General features: G+C 62.4%; 18 protein-coding genes. 8 read left to right on the forward strand and 10 right to left on the reverse strand.

Annotation, left to right across the window (positions count from 1 at the left end):
* Positions 1-9 precede the first annotated feature (9 nt).
* From EJ079_RS17615 to EJ079_RS17640, 6 genes are read right to left on the reverse strand one after another with little or no spacing between them, the layout of a single operon-like run.
* Entirely contained in the window at positions 10-1,035 is a 1,026-nt protein-coding gene (locus tag EJ079_RS17615; protein ID WP_127809642.1) for a proline racemase family protein, read from the reverse strand.
* A gap of 42 nt (positions 1,036-1,077) precedes the next feature.
* A complete protein-coding gene (locus tag EJ079_RS17620; protein ID WP_127326620.1) occupies positions 1,078-2,109 on the reverse strand; it encodes an Ldh family oxidoreductase in 1,032 nt (343 codons plus the stop codon).
* A 38-nt stretch (positions 2,110-2,147) separates the two neighbouring features.
* The gene (locus EJ079_RS17625) at positions 2,148-3,311 is read right to left on the reverse strand and encodes an epoxide hydrolase family protein (RefSeq protein ID WP_127809643.1); all 1,164 of its coding nucleotides are present in this window, start codon (positions 3,309-3,311) and stop codon (positions 2,148-2,150) included.
* A complete protein-coding gene (locus tag EJ079_RS17630; RefSeq protein ID WP_127809644.1) occupies positions 3,308-4,288 on the reverse strand; it encodes a biotin-dependent carboxyltransferase family protein in 981 nt (326 codons plus the stop codon). Before EJ079_RS17630 ends, EJ079_RS17625 begins: the two co-directional genes overlap by 4 nt.
* The gene (gene pxpB / locus EJ079_RS17635) at positions 4,285-4,947 is read right to left on the reverse strand and encodes a 5-oxoprolinase subunit PxpB (protein WP_127396969.1); all 663 of its coding nucleotides are present in this window, start codon (positions 4,945-4,947) and stop codon (positions 4,285-4,287) included. Before pxpB ends, EJ079_RS17630 begins: the two co-directional genes overlap by 4 nt.
* Positions 4,948-4,953: 6 nt before the next feature.
* Positions 4,954-5,730, reverse strand: a complete 777-nt coding sequence (locus EJ079_RS17640; RefSeq protein ID WP_164873809.1) for an SDR family oxidoreductase — start codon at positions 5,728-5,730, stop codon at positions 4,954-4,956.
* Between the two features lie 237 nt (positions 5,731-5,967).
* On the opposite strand from EJ079_RS17640, the gene EJ079_RS17645 reads away from it, so the two are divergent.
* From EJ079_RS17645 to EJ079_RS17670, 6 genes are all read left to right on the forward strand, one after another.
* On the forward strand, positions 5,968-6,603 hold the full coding sequence (locus EJ079_RS17645; protein ID WP_127396967.1) for an RraA family protein: 636 nt from the start codon (positions 5,968-5,970) through the stop codon (positions 6,601-6,603).
* Between the two features lie 148 nt (positions 6,604-6,751).
* Positions 6,752-7,861 (forward strand): branched-chain amino acid ABC transporter substrate-binding protein, encoded by a 1,110-nt coding sequence (locus EJ079_RS17650; RefSeq protein ID WP_127326424.1) that lies wholly within the window; start codon positions 6,752-6,754, stop codon positions 7,859-7,861.
* A gap of 118 nt (positions 7,862-7,979) precedes the next feature.
* Entirely contained in the window at positions 7,980-8,891 is a 912-nt protein-coding gene (locus EJ079_RS17655; protein ID WP_023809510.1) for a branched-chain amino acid ABC transporter permease, read from the forward strand.
* Positions 8,891-9,850: a branched-chain amino acid ABC transporter permease gene (locus tag EJ079_RS17660; protein ID WP_245466214.1), complete on the forward strand. Its 960-nt coding sequence runs from the start codon at positions 8,891-8,893 to the stop codon at positions 9,848-9,850. The genes EJ079_RS17655 and EJ079_RS17660 overlap by 1 nt, the downstream gene beginning before the upstream one ends.
* 2 nt (positions 9,851-9,852) lie before the next feature.
* Entirely contained in the window at positions 9,853-10,617 is a 765-nt protein-coding gene (locus tag EJ079_RS17665) for an ABC transporter ATP-binding protein (protein WP_127809645.1), read from the forward strand.
* A complete protein-coding gene (locus EJ079_RS17670; protein WP_127266690.1) occupies positions 10,617-11,345 on the forward strand; it encodes an ABC transporter ATP-binding protein in 729 nt (242 codons plus the stop codon). The genes EJ079_RS17665 and EJ079_RS17670 overlap by 1 nt, the downstream gene beginning before the upstream one ends.
* A 297-nt stretch (positions 11,346-11,642) precedes the next feature.
* Here EJ079_RS17670 and EJ079_RS17675 read toward each other — a convergent pair whose 3' ends face one another.
* A complete protein-coding gene (locus EJ079_RS17675) occupies positions 11,643-11,843 on the reverse strand; it encodes a hypothetical protein (RefSeq protein ID WP_127809646.1) in 201 nt (66 codons plus the stop codon).
* A gap of 63 nt (positions 11,844-11,906) precedes the next feature.
* On the opposite strand from EJ079_RS17675, the gene EJ079_RS17680 reads away from it, so the two are divergent.
* Together EJ079_RS17680 and EJ079_RS17685 are read left to right on the forward strand one after the other, a co-directional pair.
* The gene (locus tag EJ079_RS17680) at positions 11,907-12,110 is read left to right on the forward strand and encodes a CsbD family protein (protein ID WP_127809647.1); all 204 of its coding nucleotides are present in this window, start codon (positions 11,907-11,909) and stop codon (positions 12,108-12,110) included.
* Positions 12,111-12,493: 383 nt separating this feature from the next.
* Positions 12,494-12,895, forward strand: coding sequence for a c-type cytochrome (locus tag EJ079_RS17685; RefSeq protein WP_164873810.1), 402 nt, complete (start codon positions 12,494-12,496; stop codon positions 12,893-12,895).
* Here EJ079_RS17685 and EJ079_RS33340 read toward each other — a convergent pair.
* The 3 genes from EJ079_RS33340 to EJ079_RS17695 form a co-directional block, all read right to left on the reverse strand.
* The gene (locus tag EJ079_RS33340; protein WP_164873811.1) at positions 12,867-13,670 is read right to left on the reverse strand and encodes a c-type cytochrome; all 804 of its coding nucleotides are present in this window, start codon (positions 13,668-13,670) and stop codon (positions 12,867-12,869) included. The two genes, EJ079_RS17685 and EJ079_RS33340, sit on opposite strands and share 29 nt — an antisense overlap.
* A 101-nt stretch (positions 13,671-13,771) precedes the next feature.
* A complete protein-coding gene (locus EJ079_RS33345; protein ID WP_348629625.1) occupies positions 13,772-14,092 on the reverse strand; it encodes a hypothetical protein in 321 nt (106 codons plus the stop codon).
* A gap of 222 nt (positions 14,093-14,314) precedes the next feature.
* A complete protein-coding gene (locus EJ079_RS17695; RefSeq protein ID WP_127266688.1) occupies positions 14,315-14,656 on the reverse strand; it encodes a hypothetical protein in 342 nt (113 codons plus the stop codon).

Here is a 14,656-nt window from a genome sequence, read left to right on the forward strand (position 1 = left end):
GCGTCCGTTTCAGAACCAGACGTCGCTGAGGCGATGCCCGCGTGGATAAGGGTCTGTCGGGTCGAGGCCATATTGGCCGATGCTGGTGATCCAGGCCTGTCCGGCGATGGTGACCACGACAGCGTCGCGATCGCCGAGGCGCGTATTGGCGATCACGCGGGAATCGAAATGGGTCCCGATGATCGATCTGTTGCGGAACAGCTCGCCCTTGGCGATCTGCCCCTTTGCCGACATTACCGCCAGCCGCCCGGTGGTGCCGGTGCCTGTCGGCGAGCGGTCGAGCCTGCCATGCAGGCACACCGTGCCGTTGACGCTTTCCACGCGCCCGTCGACGCGCTCGATCGGACCTTCGAAAATCACGTTGGACACGTCGCGGATCTTCGGGTTCTCCGGATGCACGACCTCGAGCTGTTCGTTGACCGCCTTCTTGATGCGTTGGCCCATCAGCGACATCTGGTGGGCCTCGTCGGGTGTTATGGAAAAGCCGAGTGCGCGCGCATTGACATGGGCGAAAGTCATGCCGCCATAGGAGGTGTCGACGGTGATCGTGCCGAGCCCTTCCACCTCGACATGCGTGTCGAGGTGGAGTGCAAAAGCCGGTACATTGGTGAACTCCACCTGCTTCACCTTGCCGTTCTCGCAGAGACAGCGCACCTCGATCATGCCGGCCGGCGCTTCCATGCGCAGCAATGTCTCAGGCTCCTTCATCGGCACCATCCCCGTTTCCAGCGCCACTGTGGCGACGCAGATGGTGTTTGAGCCAGACATGGGCGGGTATTCCGTGCTTTCAATTATGACGTAGCCGAGATCCGCCGAGCGATCGCAAGGCGGCAGGATGATGTTGCCGTTGACGTAGGGCGCACCGCGCGGCTCGAACAAGAGCAGCCCACGAATGTCGTCCATATGCGCTTCGAGATACTCCTTCTTTTCGAACATGGTCTTGCCCGGAACGTCCTTGACGCCTCCGGTGATCACATTGCCGACTTCGCCCTCGGCATGGCAGCCGACGACCGTGAATGTTTTCGTCCAGCGCATTTTTCTCCTCCTGTGATTGGTCTTGGCCCTGGCGATACCGATTCAGACCGCGTCGAGCCCTCGTTCGAGAAAACGATCGAGTTGTTCCATTTCCTGGTGCGATAGGACGATACCGTCGCGCTCCGACGTCTCGCGGGCTAGGAACCGCCTTTGCGAGGGCAGGCGCGCACCCTGGCCCAAGATCGCCTCGAACAGCGCTTCAGCACGGCCCAGCGGATTGCCGGGCCGGCCGGCGGCGAAGGCTTTCGGCGAGAAAGCGATGACCAACTCTCCGTGCGACGGATAAAGCGTCGTGGTGCCAAGCAGCTCGAGCGCCTCGGGGCTGGTCAGGTCGCCGATCATGATCCCGGCGAGCAGCTCGATCATCGTCGCGATGGCGGAGCCCTTGTGCCCGCCGAAGGGAAGCATGGCGCCCGCCAAGGCAGCTTCGGGATCGGTCGTTGGCCTGCCGTCCGAATCCATGGCCCAGCCTTCCGGCAGCTTCTTGCCGGCCCGGCGGTGGAGCTCGATCTCGCCGCGCGCGGCAACCGAGGTCGCGAAGTCGAAAACGTAGGGAGGCTGCTCTTCTCGCGGCCAGCCAAAGGCAAAAGGATTGGTGCCCAGCAACGGTCCGTTGCCACCGGTCGGAGCGACGGTGGCATAGCTCGGGCACATGGCCAGGCCGGTCAGGCCTGCCTGTGTCAAAGCTTCGACCTCCACCCAAAGGGCGGAAAAATGCACCGCATCGTTGATCGCGAGTGCGGCAATGCCGCACGACCGTGCCCGCTCGATCAGCACGGGCAGACCCAGTTCGAAGGCTGGGTTGGCGAAACCATGCTTCGCATCCACTTTGACGAGGGCGGGAGCGTCTTGCGGCAGCAACTCGGGCAGCGCGTCCGGTTTTACCTTTCCGGCCTTGATCGTCCGCAGGGCGCCTTCGATCCGGTAGATGCCATGCGACTTGCAGGCATCGCGTTCCGCCGCGACGATGACCCTTGTAATGGCGCTGGCCTGAATGGGGTTCAGTCCGGCCTTGCGGAAAATTGCATCGACGCGCTCATGCAGGGCATCGATGGTGATCGTGGTGTTGGTCATTTCTGGCCTTCGGGCTTGGCTGCGCGCAAACGCTGCCTTTAAAAATCCAGACCACCGGCAAAGGCTCTTAGATCCTGTGCAAGCAAAGCGGGCTGCTCGAGGGCTGCGAAATGACCACCGCGCGGCATCGCTGTCCACTGGCGGATGTCCTTGAAGACGCGCTCGACCCAACTCCTTGGCGGCATCGGCAATTCCTTGGGAAACAAAGCCACTGCAAGCGGGACGTTGATCGCCGTGCCGGGCGCGAATGCAAGCGGACGGGCGCGCGTTTCCCAATAGAGCCGCATCGACGAAGCGACGGTCCGGGTGAACCAGTAGAGCGAGATGTTGGCGAGCATGTCGTCGCGCGAAAAAGCGGCGTTGGCCAGATCGCCATCGCAATCGCTCCAGTCGCGGAATTTTTCGATCATCCACGCCGCCAGTCCGACCGGCGAATCCGTCAGCCCGTAGGCAAGCGTTTGCGGGCGCGTCGCTTGAATATGAGCATAGGCGCCATGAAGATCCGCCCATCCGGCTTTCCGTTCCAGGAAGGCGCGTTCTTCCAAGCTCAGGTCGCCATCCGGGCCTGGATCGTGAGGAGGTGAGTATGAGCCGGGGATGAAGTTCAGATGCACGCCGGCGAGACTGTCTGGATACGCGTGCGCCAGGCAGGTCGACACGCCGGCGCCCAGATCGCCACCTTGCGCGAGATATCGTTTGTAGCCGAGACGGCTCATCAACTCGGCCCAAAGGTCGGCGACGGTGAACAGGTTGAGACCAGGCCTGGTCGGTCGGCTTGAAAAGCCATAGCCGGGAATCGAGGGGGCCACGACGTTGAAGGCGTCCTCCTGTCTTCCGCCATGCGAAAGCGGATCGGTCAGAAGCGGGATCAGCCTGTGAAATTCGAAGACGCTGCCTGGCCAGCCATGGGTGAGTATGACCGTTCTGTTGGTCGCCACAGCGGCACGCGCATGGATGAAATGGATGGTTTCGCCGCCGATATCCGTCTGGTAGTGCGGATGGATGTTCCAGGCGGCTTCCTGCTTGCGCCAGTCGAAGCCGGTGCGCCAGTGCTGCATTAGTCGGCGCAGTTCCTCGTGCTCCGTTCCCTGCGCCCAGCCTATCGCCTGCAACTGGTCCGGCTCGTGCCAGGTCGAGATGCGCTTCTTCAAATCGTCGATTTCAGACTGGGCAATCTCGATGGTGAAGGGGCGAATTTTCATGGAGTCCTCTGCTCGCCGGCCATAAGGTTTCGGGCGGCGATAAAGTCGTGACTTTGCTGCCGGTTCGCGCGAAGCGCTTCCGTCGACGCTTCTATCGAGACCGCTGAGAAACGCAGGCGCGCGCCGACCGGCGCTTGCGCCAGCCGCCAGAGGTCGGCTTCGATCACCGTAGCGATCTTCGGATAGCCGCCGCAAGTGTTGGCATCGGCAAGTTGGATGATCGGTTGGCCGGACGGCGGCACCTGGACTGTGCCTGGTACGATGCCGTGCGAGAGCAGTTCGAGCGGTGAGAGGAGCGAAAGCGTCTCTCCAGCAAGGCGATATCCCATACGGTTGGCGTCGTTGGTGATGCGCCATTCGCTGCCGGTGAAAGCCGCCTGGGCCTCCGGCGTGAAGGCGTCGAACTCGGCGGCCGGCAGAACCCGCAATTCGATTGCCGAGGCCAAGGCGTCCGCCGCGCCTCGTCGCTCCTCCAGCGCTGCGCCGATGCCGCCCGCGGGAAGGCGGCATTGCGCAGGTTTGAGCGCAAGCCGGTCACCGCGCGACAGGCCGCGTCCAGCGAACCCGCCGAAACCGCCTTTCACATCCGTCGCGCGCGACCCCATGACGGGCGGCAGATCGATCCCGCCGGCAAAGGCGATGTAGGAACGAGCACCGGCGCGCAGCGCCTCAAGGACAAGGGTCTCGCCTGCGCGGATCGTCATGGCCCACCAGGGCGGGCAGGGCCGGTCGCCGATGCTGACGGCGCAATCAGCGCCGGTGATGGCGACGGCGGTGTCGATATGCGCGCGCAGCCGGAACGGGTGAAGCGCGACCTCGATCCCGGCGGCCGAAGGATCATTGCCTAGCATGAGATTGGCGATCGCCAGTGCCTGCTTGTCCATGGCGCCGCCATGGCTGACCCCCAGCGCCAGATGGCCGGGCCGGCCGAGATCCTGGACCGTGTTCGGCAGGCCGGTGGTGAGGATCTCGATCATGCCTCGATCCCTGCAATTGCGAAGCGAATCTTGTCTCCGGGCCTGAGCAGCACGGGCAATTCCGCTTCGGCCTTGAAGAGCTTCACGTCGGTATGGCCGATGATGTGCCATCCGGACGGCGCTGTCATCGGCATGATACCCGCCTGCGCGCCGCCGATGATGACGGCGCCCTCGGTAACTTTGAGGCGAGGCGTGCTGCGCCTTGCCCAGGCAAGCCGCGGGTCGAGACCGGACAGATAGGGAAAACCCGGCATAGCGCCGATGGCGGCGACGGTGTAGCGGGCCGCCGCGTGGCGCCTGACGGTCTCGTCGACAGACAGGCCGCAATGCGCGGCCCAGCCGGTGAGATCCTCGCCGCGCGCGCCGCCGTAGTGAACGGGAATCGCATGATGCGTGCCGGTCACCGGGTGGGCATCGGTGGCGGACCAGAGCGACATCAGTTGATCTCCGACGCTGTGGGCGTCTGTGGCGAGGGGATCAAACACCACCAGCAGGTTGTTCATGCCGGGAACGGCCTCGCGCACCCCTTCGAGGTCCAGCGCGGCCTTCGCCACCGCCCAGACCAGTTCCTGGGTGGCATCGTTGAAAGCCCCCTGCATTCCATCGAGCAGCAGCGCGCCCGATCCCGCAACACTGATGTGGGGCGTACCGACAACCATGAGCGGTCAGTCCTTCACCGGCACCGTATAATTCAGGATCAGACGGCCGCCGTCCGGATAGATGGTCTGGCCGACAATGTAGGAAGCGTCGTCGCTGGCCAGGAAGGAAGCGACGCTGGCAATCTCCGATGGCTCGCCACAGCGGCCGCTCGGCGTGCGCGACAGGATGGTCTGGCGCTGCGCTTCGCTGGCCATGACCGAGCTCTTGACCATGTCGGTCAGGATGGTGCCGGGGCCGATGGCATTGACGCGGATATTGTGCGGGATCAGTCCGACGGCCATCACCGCGGTCAATTGCTTGATGCCGCCCTTGGACACGGCATAGGCGACGGAATTGGGGATGGCCAGAATGGCGTTGATCGAGGACATGTTGATGATCGAGCCGCCGCGTCCCTGTGCGATCATGGCTCTTGCCGCGGCCTGCCCGAGCAGGAAGGGCGCCTTGAGATTGATCCGCTGAACCAGGTCGAACGCCTCCTCGGGGAAGTCGACGAAATCGTCCAGATGGATGATGCCGGCATTGTTGATGAGGACGTCGACGCCGCCGAATCGCTCCGTGGCCTTGGCAACAATATCAGCTGCCATTTCCTGCGTGCATTCGGAGAGATCCGCCGATAGCCAGGCGGCACGCTCACCAAGACGTTCGGCATGCTCGCGCCCGCGATCGGCCTGTATGTCGACAAGCACCACCTTGGCGCCATCGGCATGAAAGCGCTCGGCGCAGGCAAGGCCCAGGCCTCGTGCCGCCCCGGTGACGATCACGACTTTTCCTGCGTGCTTCACAACCCAATCCCTTTTTCACAATACGCATTCATGGATATGTTATCCAATCTATCTTGAACTTCGACGCCATTGCAAGCCCCGGATAAGTGGATCTGTTGGGTCGGTTCTGCAGCCGTTTGCCGTTCCTAAGCCACTTTTGGCTTTTTTCTGCCAACCATCTTAAGCCGGTTGACTCCACTGAATTAATTGTGATTGGATATTATATTCATAAAGTGACGACGGCGAGGAGTGTAGGCGATGGCGGATGGATCTCAGGAAAGCGAACTGATCGACGCGTTCCGCGCCCTTGCGACGGCGTTGATCAGCGACAATCTCGCTCGTGTCCCCGGGGCTGTCGGGTTACGGCCGTTTCATCGGGTGAGCGGCGTCATGGCGGGGAGGGCGCTGACGGTCAGGACCCGCCCCGGCGACAACCAGTTCATCCATCGTGCGCTCGATCTGCTGCAGCCCGGCGACGTCATTGTCGTGGACGGCGGTGGCTATGAGGGGCGCGCGCTGGTCGGCGAAATCATGACAAGTGTCGCGGCTTCGCGCGGCGCCGCAGGCATTGTCATCGACGGCGCCATTCGCGATGCCGGTGCCATCGGCCGCAATCCGTTCCCATGTTTCGCGCGGTCGGCCATCCATCTCGGACCTTACAAGGATGGTCCGGGAGCCATAAATGTTCCCGTCTGCATAGGCGGCATGGTCGTCGGTCCTGGCGACATCGTCGTCGGCGACGAGGATGGCGTCGTGGCATTTCCAATCGACGGTGCCGCGGCCTTGCTGGCGGCCGTCCGGGCGCAGGAAGCCCGCGAGGCCGAGATCATGCAGAGCATCCAGGAGAACCGTTATCAGGGAGCCTATGCCCGGGCTTCAAGCGGCAGTCACTGATCTGCCGGGTCAGTCCTTGCCGGTGACAATCGTGTGGCCGGCTGGCGATCCTGCTCAACATAACCGCTCCGCAGCTAACCGAGGGGCGAAACAATGCATTTCGGGCACGCCGCCTGGATGCACCAACAGGGGAAAATGGAGAGAATTGATGGTTGTTTCCTTCAAGAGGCTAGCTTGCGCCACCGCCCTTGCCGGGCTGGCTCTGACCACGATGGCCGCGGCTGCCGACATCAAGATCGGCATCGTGGCCCCCATGACTGGCCAACTGGCCAGTGAAGGGCAGGATATGGAGAACGCCGTGAAGATGGCGATCGATGCCGTCAACGCCAAGGGCGGCGTAAACGGCGACAAGATCACTATCACCACCGCCGACGACGCCTGCGATCCGCAACAGGCGGTGACCGCAGGCAGCAAGCTTGTCTCGGAAGGCGTGACCGCCATCGTCGGCGGCTACTGCTCGGGCGCCGTCTTGCCGACATTAAAGATCTATGGTGACGCCGGCATTCCGTTCGTCATCATCGGAGCGAACTCGACCAAGCTGGTCGCCGCCAATCAGGGCAATGCCTTCCTCGCCAATTCGACCGGCGACATGCAGGCGACGACAGCCGTCGAACTCTTCAAGAAGAATGGCTACAAGAAGTTCGCGTTCGTGGACGAAGGCGATGCCTATTCGTCCGACCTGGCCAAGTTGACCGCCGAAGCTTTCAAGAGCGCTGGCGGCGAAATTGCCGCCAAGGAGACCACCACGGCCGGCGAGCAGGACTATTCGGCGGTCGTCACCAAGATCAAGTCGAGCGGCGCCGATGCTGTCTTCTGGACCGCCTACCATGCCGGTGGCGCTCTGCTCACCAAGCAGCTCCGGCAGGCCGGGTTCCAGGGCGGCATCGTGCTGGGCGACGGCAACAATTCACCGGAATATCTGGAGATCGCCGGGTCGGCCGGTGAGGGCGTGTACCTGTTGTCTCCGCCGACTGTCGACCTCTTGTCCGGCGCCGCCGACTTCAAGGCCAAGTACAAGGAAACCTATGGCCGCGACGCCGGCGCCTATGCGGCGCTCTCCCACGATGTGGGCGACCTGATCGTCGATGCGATCACGCGGGCCAAGTCGGCGGATCAGAAAGCGATCATCGAGGCGCTCAAGGCGAGCGATTTCAAGGGCCTCGCCGGTGAAATCAAGTTCACCGACAAGAACACGCTCCAGACCTCGAACTTCCGCCCGGTGATTGCAAAGGGCGGCAAGTGGGTGGCTGTCGAATAAAGGCCAACCGGATTGATGCCGAGGCAGGCCTTGTGGCGGCCTCGGCGTCACCGCCGATTGTCTGGTGCGCCGACGCTGCGCCCAGACAAGACTTTTTCAATTCTGCCCTGGAGCATCAATGACGCTCGACCTGCTTATTCAGCAACTGGTGAACGGTCTTATCGTCGGCTCGTTCTATGCCCTGATCGCGCTTGGCTACAGCATGGTCTTCGGCGTCATCAAGCTCCTGAATTTCGCCCATGGCGACATCTACATGAACGGCGCCTTCGTCGGCCTCATCGTGTTCTCCTTTGTCGGCATATGGGTCGGCAATGGCTGGCTGGGCGTGGTCTGCGCCCTGCTTGTGTCGATGCTGGCTGTCGGCTTGCTCGGCGTCATCATTGAACGCTTCGCCTATCGGCCGATGCGCAATGCGCCGCGCCTCTCCATCCTCATCACGGCGCTTGGTGCCTCGATGGTGTTGAACGGCACGGCACTCGCCCTGACCGGCGGGCGGCATTACGCCTTCAACACCGACCTCGGTTTTGCCGGTGTCGACATTTCCACCGTTCATATCACCTACACGCAGATGGTTCTGGTGGCCGCCTCCATTGCTCTTATGGCAGGCATGCAGGCCTTTGTCTCCCGCACCATGTACGGCAAGGCGATGCGCGCCGTGTCCATCGACATGGGGGCGAGCCGCCTGATGGGCATCGATGTCGACCGGGTGATCGCCTTGACGTTTTTCATGGGCTCGGCGCTCGCTGCCGGCGGTGGGGTCATGGCCGGCGCCTATTATGGCAGCGTCCATTTTTTCATGGGCTTCATCATGGGGCTCAAGGCCTTCACCGCCGCTGTCATAGGCGGGATCGGCAGCGTGCCGGGCGCCATGCTCGGGGGCTTGCTGCTCGGCCTGCTCGAGGCTTTCGGTTCGTCCTTGCCCTTCGTCGGATCGGAGTGGCGTGACGTCTTCGTTTTCGGGACCCTGATCCTGTTCCTTGTGTTCAAGCCGACCGGCCTTCTTGGACGCTCTGTCGTGGAGCGGGTGTGATGATCGACGAAGTCAGAACCATGCCGACCGCCGTGCAACCGCAATTGATGCGCTGGTCCGTCGTGCTGCCCGGCCTGACGGCACTCGCCGTCGCGCTGGTGTTGCCGCAATTCGCCAACGGCTATGTGACGGAGGTGGCAACCACGGCGCTGCTCTATGTCGTTCTGTGCCTCGGCCTCAACATTGTCGTCGGCTATGCAGGCCTGCTCGACCTCGGCTACGCCGCCTTCTTCGCGGTCGGCGCGTACACGTCAGGCATCCTGACCGCCGAATTCGGGTTCAATTTCTGGCTCACCATCCCGGTCGCCATGGCGGCAGCCTGCGTGGCTGGCATCATCATCGGGGCTCCGACATTGAGATTGCGCAGCGACTATCTGGCGATCGTGACGCTGGGCTTCGGCGAAATCGTGCGCATCATCGCCCGCAACCTCGACATCACCGGTGGCGCGAGCGGACTCATCGGCATCGAGCGCCCGGAGATATTCGGCTTCAGGTTGATGCAGGTGCAGCACTTCTACTATGCGTTCCTGGTGCTTGCGCTGCTCACCGCCTTCGTCTGTCTGAGCGTCGAGCGATCGCGAATGGGACGAGCCTGGTTCTACGTTCGCTACGATGAGGACGCCGCCGCTGGCATCGGCATCAACCGTGTCACGGCCAAGCTGCAAGCCTATATGATGGGCGCCGTGATCGCTTCCGTGGCCGGATGCCTCTACGCAGCCAAGATGACGGCCATCTCGCCGGAGAGTTTCACCTTCAACCAATCGCTGCTCATCCTTCTCGGCGTCGTCCTGGGCGGCATGGGCCGCATTCCCGGCGTCGTTCTTGGTGCTGTTCTCGTGGCCCTGCTTCCGGAGGTGCTGCGCGGCGCGGGGACCTATCGTCCCCTGGTGACTGCGGTTGCGCTGCTGGCAATCATGCTCTTCAGGCCGAACGGGCTGTGGCCGGACAAGCGAGTTTGACCATGGCGCTGCTGGAAGTCCGCGATCTGCGCCTCAGTTTCGGAGGACTGAAAGTCCTTCACGACATTTCGTTCTCAGTTGAGAAAGGCGCCATCAACAGTCTTATCGGGCCGAACGGGGCCGGCAAGACATCACTCTTCAATTGCCTGACCGGCTTCTACAAGCCGAAGGGCGGCTCGATCAGTCTGGGCGGCCGGCCAATCACCGGCTTGCCGCCGCATCGCATCACCGCGCTCGGCCTCGCCCGCACGTTCCAGAACATCCGGCTGTTCAAGGAAATGACCGTTCTGGAAAACGCCATGTCCGGCCAGCATTGCCGCAGCCGCCACGGCATCATGTCGGCGATCCTGCACTTGCCGGCGCAGCGGCGCGAGGAGGAGGCGATCCGCGCGGCTGGCATGCGCTGGCTCGATTTTGTCGGTATCGAGCAGCATGCGCATCGCCGTGCCGGCGGTCTCTCTTATGGCGATCAACGGCGGCTCGAACTCGCAAGAGCCCTGGCGTCGGCGCCCGAGCTCATCCTGCTGGACGAGCCCGCCGCCGGCCTGAACGAGCGCGAGAAGCTGGACCTTGTGCACCTGATCCGCCGCATCCGTGACGAAACCGGTGTCACCGTCCTGCTGATCGAGCACGATATGGGCCTGGTCATGCAGGTGTCGGAGAAGATCGTGGTGTTCGACTATGGGCAGAAGATCGCCGACGGACCGCCGGAGGCCGTGCGAACAGACCCCAGGGTCATAGAAGCCTATCTCGGTACGGAGGAATGATGGACGCCGAAATCGTTCTTTCCGCGGACCGCATCGTCGCGCGCTATGACGGCATCGAAGCCCTTCATGGTGTCAGCCTTTCGGTCAAACGCGGCCAGATCGTCGCCCTGCTTGGCGCGAATGGTGCGGGCAAGAGCACCACGCTGCGCACGCTGTCCGGCCTCGTTGCCGCATCCTCCGGATGTGTCCGCTTCCTGGGCGAGGATATAACCAAAGTCCCTGCCCATCGCCTGCCGCATCGCGGGCTCGTCCACGTTCCGGAGGGAAGGCGTATTTTCGGCGACATGACGATCAAGGAGAACCTTGACCTCGGCTCTTTCACGCTTGCCGACGACGCCGAGCGCCGCCGGCGGCTGGATCATGTTTTCGAGCTCTTCCCCATCCTGGCGCGCAGACAGAATGGCGATGCAAGGAACCTCTCGGGAGGCGAGCAGCAGATGCTGGCGATCGGCAGGGCCCTCATGGCCGCGCCCAAGGTGCTGTTGCTCGACGAGCCTTCCATGGGTCTGGCGCCGCAACTGATCAAGGAAGTCATGAACATCGTGCAGCGCCTCAATCGTGAAGGCGTGACCATTCTGCTTGTGGAGCAGAATAGCAAAGTCGCCTTGAAATTCGCCGACTATGGCTATGTGCTCAAGGCTGGGCGCGTTGTGCTTGAGGGACCAGGCAGTGATCTTGCGAGCAACGAAGCGGTCATCAGCGCCTATTTAGGTGGCGTCGCTGCTTAGCTGGCAAAGCTGCCAACTCCCGGATTTTTACAAAATGAGGCCGCCACTCCAGTCCAGCCCCTAACATATTGATTTGTGCAGGAAGCACTGACCCTCAGAGACATAATCATTATTTGTCAACAGGTTACGAAGCCGTTCGCTCAAATCGATTCAGGAAGCTGATCCAGCCATTTCGCTGACCGAATTTATCTCAAGCCGAATGGCGGCTTTGCGCCTCAAGTCGGTCATTAAGACCAGCTTCGCCGTTTCCCGAAAGCCGACATCATCGGACTACGCTGGCTTAAGATGACTGTTCCTCTAGACGGACGGCGGCGACAGGATGAAAAGCGCTTGCGCCTGCTTGGTGGCGGAACTGTTGCGGAAGGTGTGGAGGCGTCTTGGGTCGAAGGTCGTGGCGTCGCCTTCGAGCAGGACGACCTCAATTGATGACGCAGGCTGAGCGTGAAGGAATGGATCGCGGCCTGTGAGAGCAAGACGAGCGTCGAGTTCCAGGAACATCCGTCGTTGATTTGCGTTTGCTCTCCGAGGTTAGACGTTTTCAAACCGAAGGAGAACGGTGTTATGGACTGGAACCGCGTGGAAGGAAACTGGAAACAGGTGAAAGGCAAGGTCAAGGAGCAGTGGGGTAAACTCTCGGATGACGACCTTGACCGCATCGCCGGCAAGCGCGATCAACTCGAAGGCAAGATCCAGGAGCGTTACGGCCTCGAAAAGGACCGTGTGCGGCGCGATATCGATGACTGGTACGGTCAACAGGGCTGGTAAGCGCGTGAGCCCCGGGCCGCGGCCAATTCCAAGACGCGGCCCAACAGTCCGGCAGGTCCGGCTCATGCAGATGCCGAGCCTTATCGTCAGTTGAATTTTGCAGCAAGGATTTCGTACTGTGTCAGAAGATATCTCTCGCAAGCAAGAGCAACGGGGGACAAGAAGGATCGTCATGTGGGCGATCGCAGTTACCGCTGTGATTTTCCTTGTTCTGCTGGCTACATTCGTGTTCGGCCCGCTGGTATGATTTTCGTCGCGATGATTGAGTTGTTTCCAGCGAGATCCGGGGATGATCGGGCGTTTGAGGGCGCTTGCAGCGGCCACCGGGCCGCGTCTTGCGACTGCGGCAGCCGGCGCGGATGAGCCGACAACCCGTCAGGTTGATGCCATCCGCGCTGCCCTGGGTGGCAGGCGTATCCGCGGCAATCGCCATTGTTCCGGTAGTTTGCGCCGTCAATTTGGTCCGCGGCGACAATCTCCGGGAAACCACCATTGCACAGGCCATCGGTGGCGACCCTGACCGGGCCGTCCCGGCAATGATCCGCAACGGCTGTGGCGGATGTCACGAAATCCCGGGAGTGCCCGGCGCCCGTGGCACCGTCGGTCCATCCCTGCAAGGCGTCGTCGAAAGAGGATATACCGGGCCGTCGCGAGCCACCCCGGATGCGATGATGCGCTGGATCAGCAGGGCGCGGGACGTTGACCCGAAGACGGCCATGCCCAATACAAATCTGTCGCCTCAAGAGGCGCGCGACATTACCGCCTATCTCTATGCGCGAACATGAGGCGCGCTGAAGTCGCCCCACGGCGCAGGCGTCTTGCCAGCAAAAGCAGCAGGCCAAGCATCAACACGGCGGCGCCCGCTACAAGTGATTGAGCCGCCAGAATCATGATCGTCTGGCTGGTTGTCGTTCCTGCCCGCATCTGGCGTACATCGGCCGCAGTGACGCTGAGGTCGGGATTTCCGAACCGCGCGGTGACGTAATTTGCAAGAGCTGCCACCTGGCCATCGTCCAGCCAGCCGCCGAAGGCCGCCATCGATTGACGCCCGGCCACGTCACCAGCTTTGACGCCTTCAAGGATGGTCATGACGACATCCTCGGGCGTGGCCGCGCCGGGGGTGCTGTTACGGGTCAAGGACGGATAGGATCCGTCTGATGATCCGCCTCCGTTCGCCCCATGGCACGTCGAACAGAGCGATCGATAGAGATCATCGCCGGTTGCGGTTCCGCTGCCTTGCGTCATCCCCTCGGTTCCAGCATCGCCGTCTGCCGCGGCCGCGTTACCCCATGAGAAACGCGGCTGCTTCTCGTCCCCCGGTTGGGCGGGCACGTCCCTGAGATAGGCGACAATAGCCTGGATGTCGTCGTCGGAAAGATGCTGCAGGCTGTTCATGACCGTTTCCGCCATCGGCCCGCCCGCGTAGGCCTTCCCGGGCACGACGCCGGTTTTGAGGAATCGAGACAACTCTTCGTTGCTCCAGCCGCCGACGCCTGCGATCTTGTCGCTGGTGATGTTGCCAGATGCCGGCGGTGCCGCCGGCAAGCTTGTGGTCTTCATCCATGCCGAACGTCGCATTCCTTGGCGTGTGGCAGGCACCGCAGTGGCCGAGCACCTCGACAAGGTAGGCTCCCCTGTTCCATGCGGCGGTCCGGCTCCGATCAGGCGTGAAACTGCCGCTTTGGAGGTTCGTGAGCTTCCACAGCGCAACCGTCCAGCGTGAATGGAAAAGGCAGAATGTTTCGCGGCCGCGGCTGGGAAATCGGCGGCTGCGCAAGGAGATAGGCCCGGATCGCAAGCACGTCCTCGCGGCTCATTGCGGCGAAGCTGTCATAGGGCATGGCGGGGTAGAGATCGGCTCCGTCGCGCCTGATACCTTTCTGCACGGCTCGCACGAACTCGTCCGCGGAATAGCGTCCGATGCCCGTTTCGAGATCTGGTGTGATGTTGGTCGAGTATACATCGCCGAAGGGTGTCGGCACGCGATAGCCTCCAGCGAAGGGGCGGCTCGGATTGGACGTGTGACAGCCGATGCAGTCGGCCGCTCGCGTGAGATATTCACCCCTCTGGATTTCGCTCGCCCGCAGCTCGGTGCAAAGCGCCTACGACGACCGCCCGAGAAATGACGGCTGGGAATGGAATGCCCGTGGCAGGCCAAAGCGCGTACCGGCGGCGGATGGCCAATCTCCGCGTCTTTGGCGTCGTCACAGTTCGCACCCGCTGAAGATCAGCCCTGCCACCACTTGCGCCAGCAAGATGAGCGTGAACAGCGCCCCGATGCCCACCGAAGTCCTGGCAAGGAACGCGCGCGTGCGCGCCTTCCGGGGCGGGATCGTACCATGCCCGCGGTCATGAACGGCGTGCCACGACAGGAGCGTGCCTGCCAGGGCGACAGCGGCGCCTATCAATGAGAACAAGGCAGTGGGACGAAAGCCGGCATGGCACTGCCAGGATGCAATGGAGTAATCGAGCTGCAGGGCTATTGCCCATGCAACTGGCCCGCTGACCAGGCCTGCCCAGGAAACGCCGGTACGGATCGCCTGCAT

Source organism: Mesorhizobium sp. M7A.F.Ce.TU.012.03.2.1 (assembly GCF_004006095.1).
Taxonomy (GTDB): Bacteria; Pseudomonadota; Alphaproteobacteria; order Rhizobiales; family Rhizobiaceae; genus Mesorhizobium.

Excerpts from the sequence above, each read along its gene's own strand:
- EJ079_RS17695 (WP_127266688.1), bottom strand. The coding sequence starts at position 14,656 with ATGCAGGCGATCCGTACCGGCGTTTCCTGGGCAGGCCTGGTCAGCGGG.
- EJ079_RS17675 (WP_127809646.1), bottom strand. The coding sequence starts at position 11,843 with ATGTTCCTGGAACTCGACGCTCGTCTTGCTCTCACAGGCCGCGATCCA.
- EJ079_RS17670 (WP_127266690.1), top strand. The coding sequence starts at position 10,617 with ATGGACGCCGAAATCGTTCTTTCCGCGGACCGCATCGTCGCGCGCTAT.
- EJ079_RS17660 (WP_245466214.1), top strand. The coding sequence starts at position 8,891 with ATGATCGACGAAGTCAGAACCATGCCGACCGCCGTGCAACCGCAATTG.
- EJ079_RS17685 (WP_164873810.1), top strand. The coding sequence starts at position 12,494 with ATGCCATCCGCGCTGCCCTGGGTGGCAGGCGTATCCGCGGCAATCGCC.
- EJ079_RS17625 (WP_127809643.1), bottom strand. The coding sequence starts at position 3,311 with ATGAAAATTCGCCCCTTCACCATCGAGATTGCCCAGTCTGAAATCGAC.
- EJ079_RS17655 (WP_023809510.1), top strand. The coding sequence starts at position 7,980 with ATGACGCTCGACCTGCTTATTCAGCAACTGGTGAACGGTCTTATCGTC.
- pxpB (WP_127396969.1), bottom strand. The coding sequence starts at position 4,947 with ATGGTTGTCGGTACGCCCCACATCAGTGTTGCGGGATCGGGCGCGCTG.
- EJ079_RS17645 (WP_127396967.1), top strand. The coding sequence starts at position 5,968 with ATGGCGGATGGATCTCAGGAAAGCGAACTGATCGACGCGTTCCGCGCC.
- EJ079_RS17680 (WP_127809647.1), top strand. The coding sequence starts at position 11,907 with ATGGACTGGAACCGCGTGGAAGGAAACTGGAAACAGGTGAAAGGCAAG.
- EJ079_RS33340 (WP_164873811.1), bottom strand. The coding sequence starts at position 13,670 with ATGAAGACCACAAGCTTGCCGGCGGCACCGCCGGCATCTGGCAACATC.
- EJ079_RS17665 (WP_127809645.1), top strand. The coding sequence starts at position 9,853 with ATGGCGCTGCTGGAAGTCCGCGATCTGCGCCTCAGTTTCGGAGGACTG.
- EJ079_RS17615 (WP_127809642.1), bottom strand. The coding sequence starts at position 1,035 with ATGCGCTGGACGAAAACATTCACGGTCGTCGGCTGCCATGCCGAGGGC.
- EJ079_RS17630 (WP_127809644.1), bottom strand. The coding sequence starts at position 4,288 with ATGATCGAGATCCTCACCACCGGCCTGCCGAACACGGTCCAGGATCTC.
- EJ079_RS17650 (WP_127326424.1), top strand. The coding sequence starts at position 6,752 with ATGGTTGTTTCCTTCAAGAGGCTAGCTTGCGCCACCGCCCTTGCCGGG.
- EJ079_RS17620 (WP_127326620.1), bottom strand. The coding sequence starts at position 2,109 with ATGACCAACACCACGATCACCATCGATGCCCTGCATGAGCGCGTCGAT.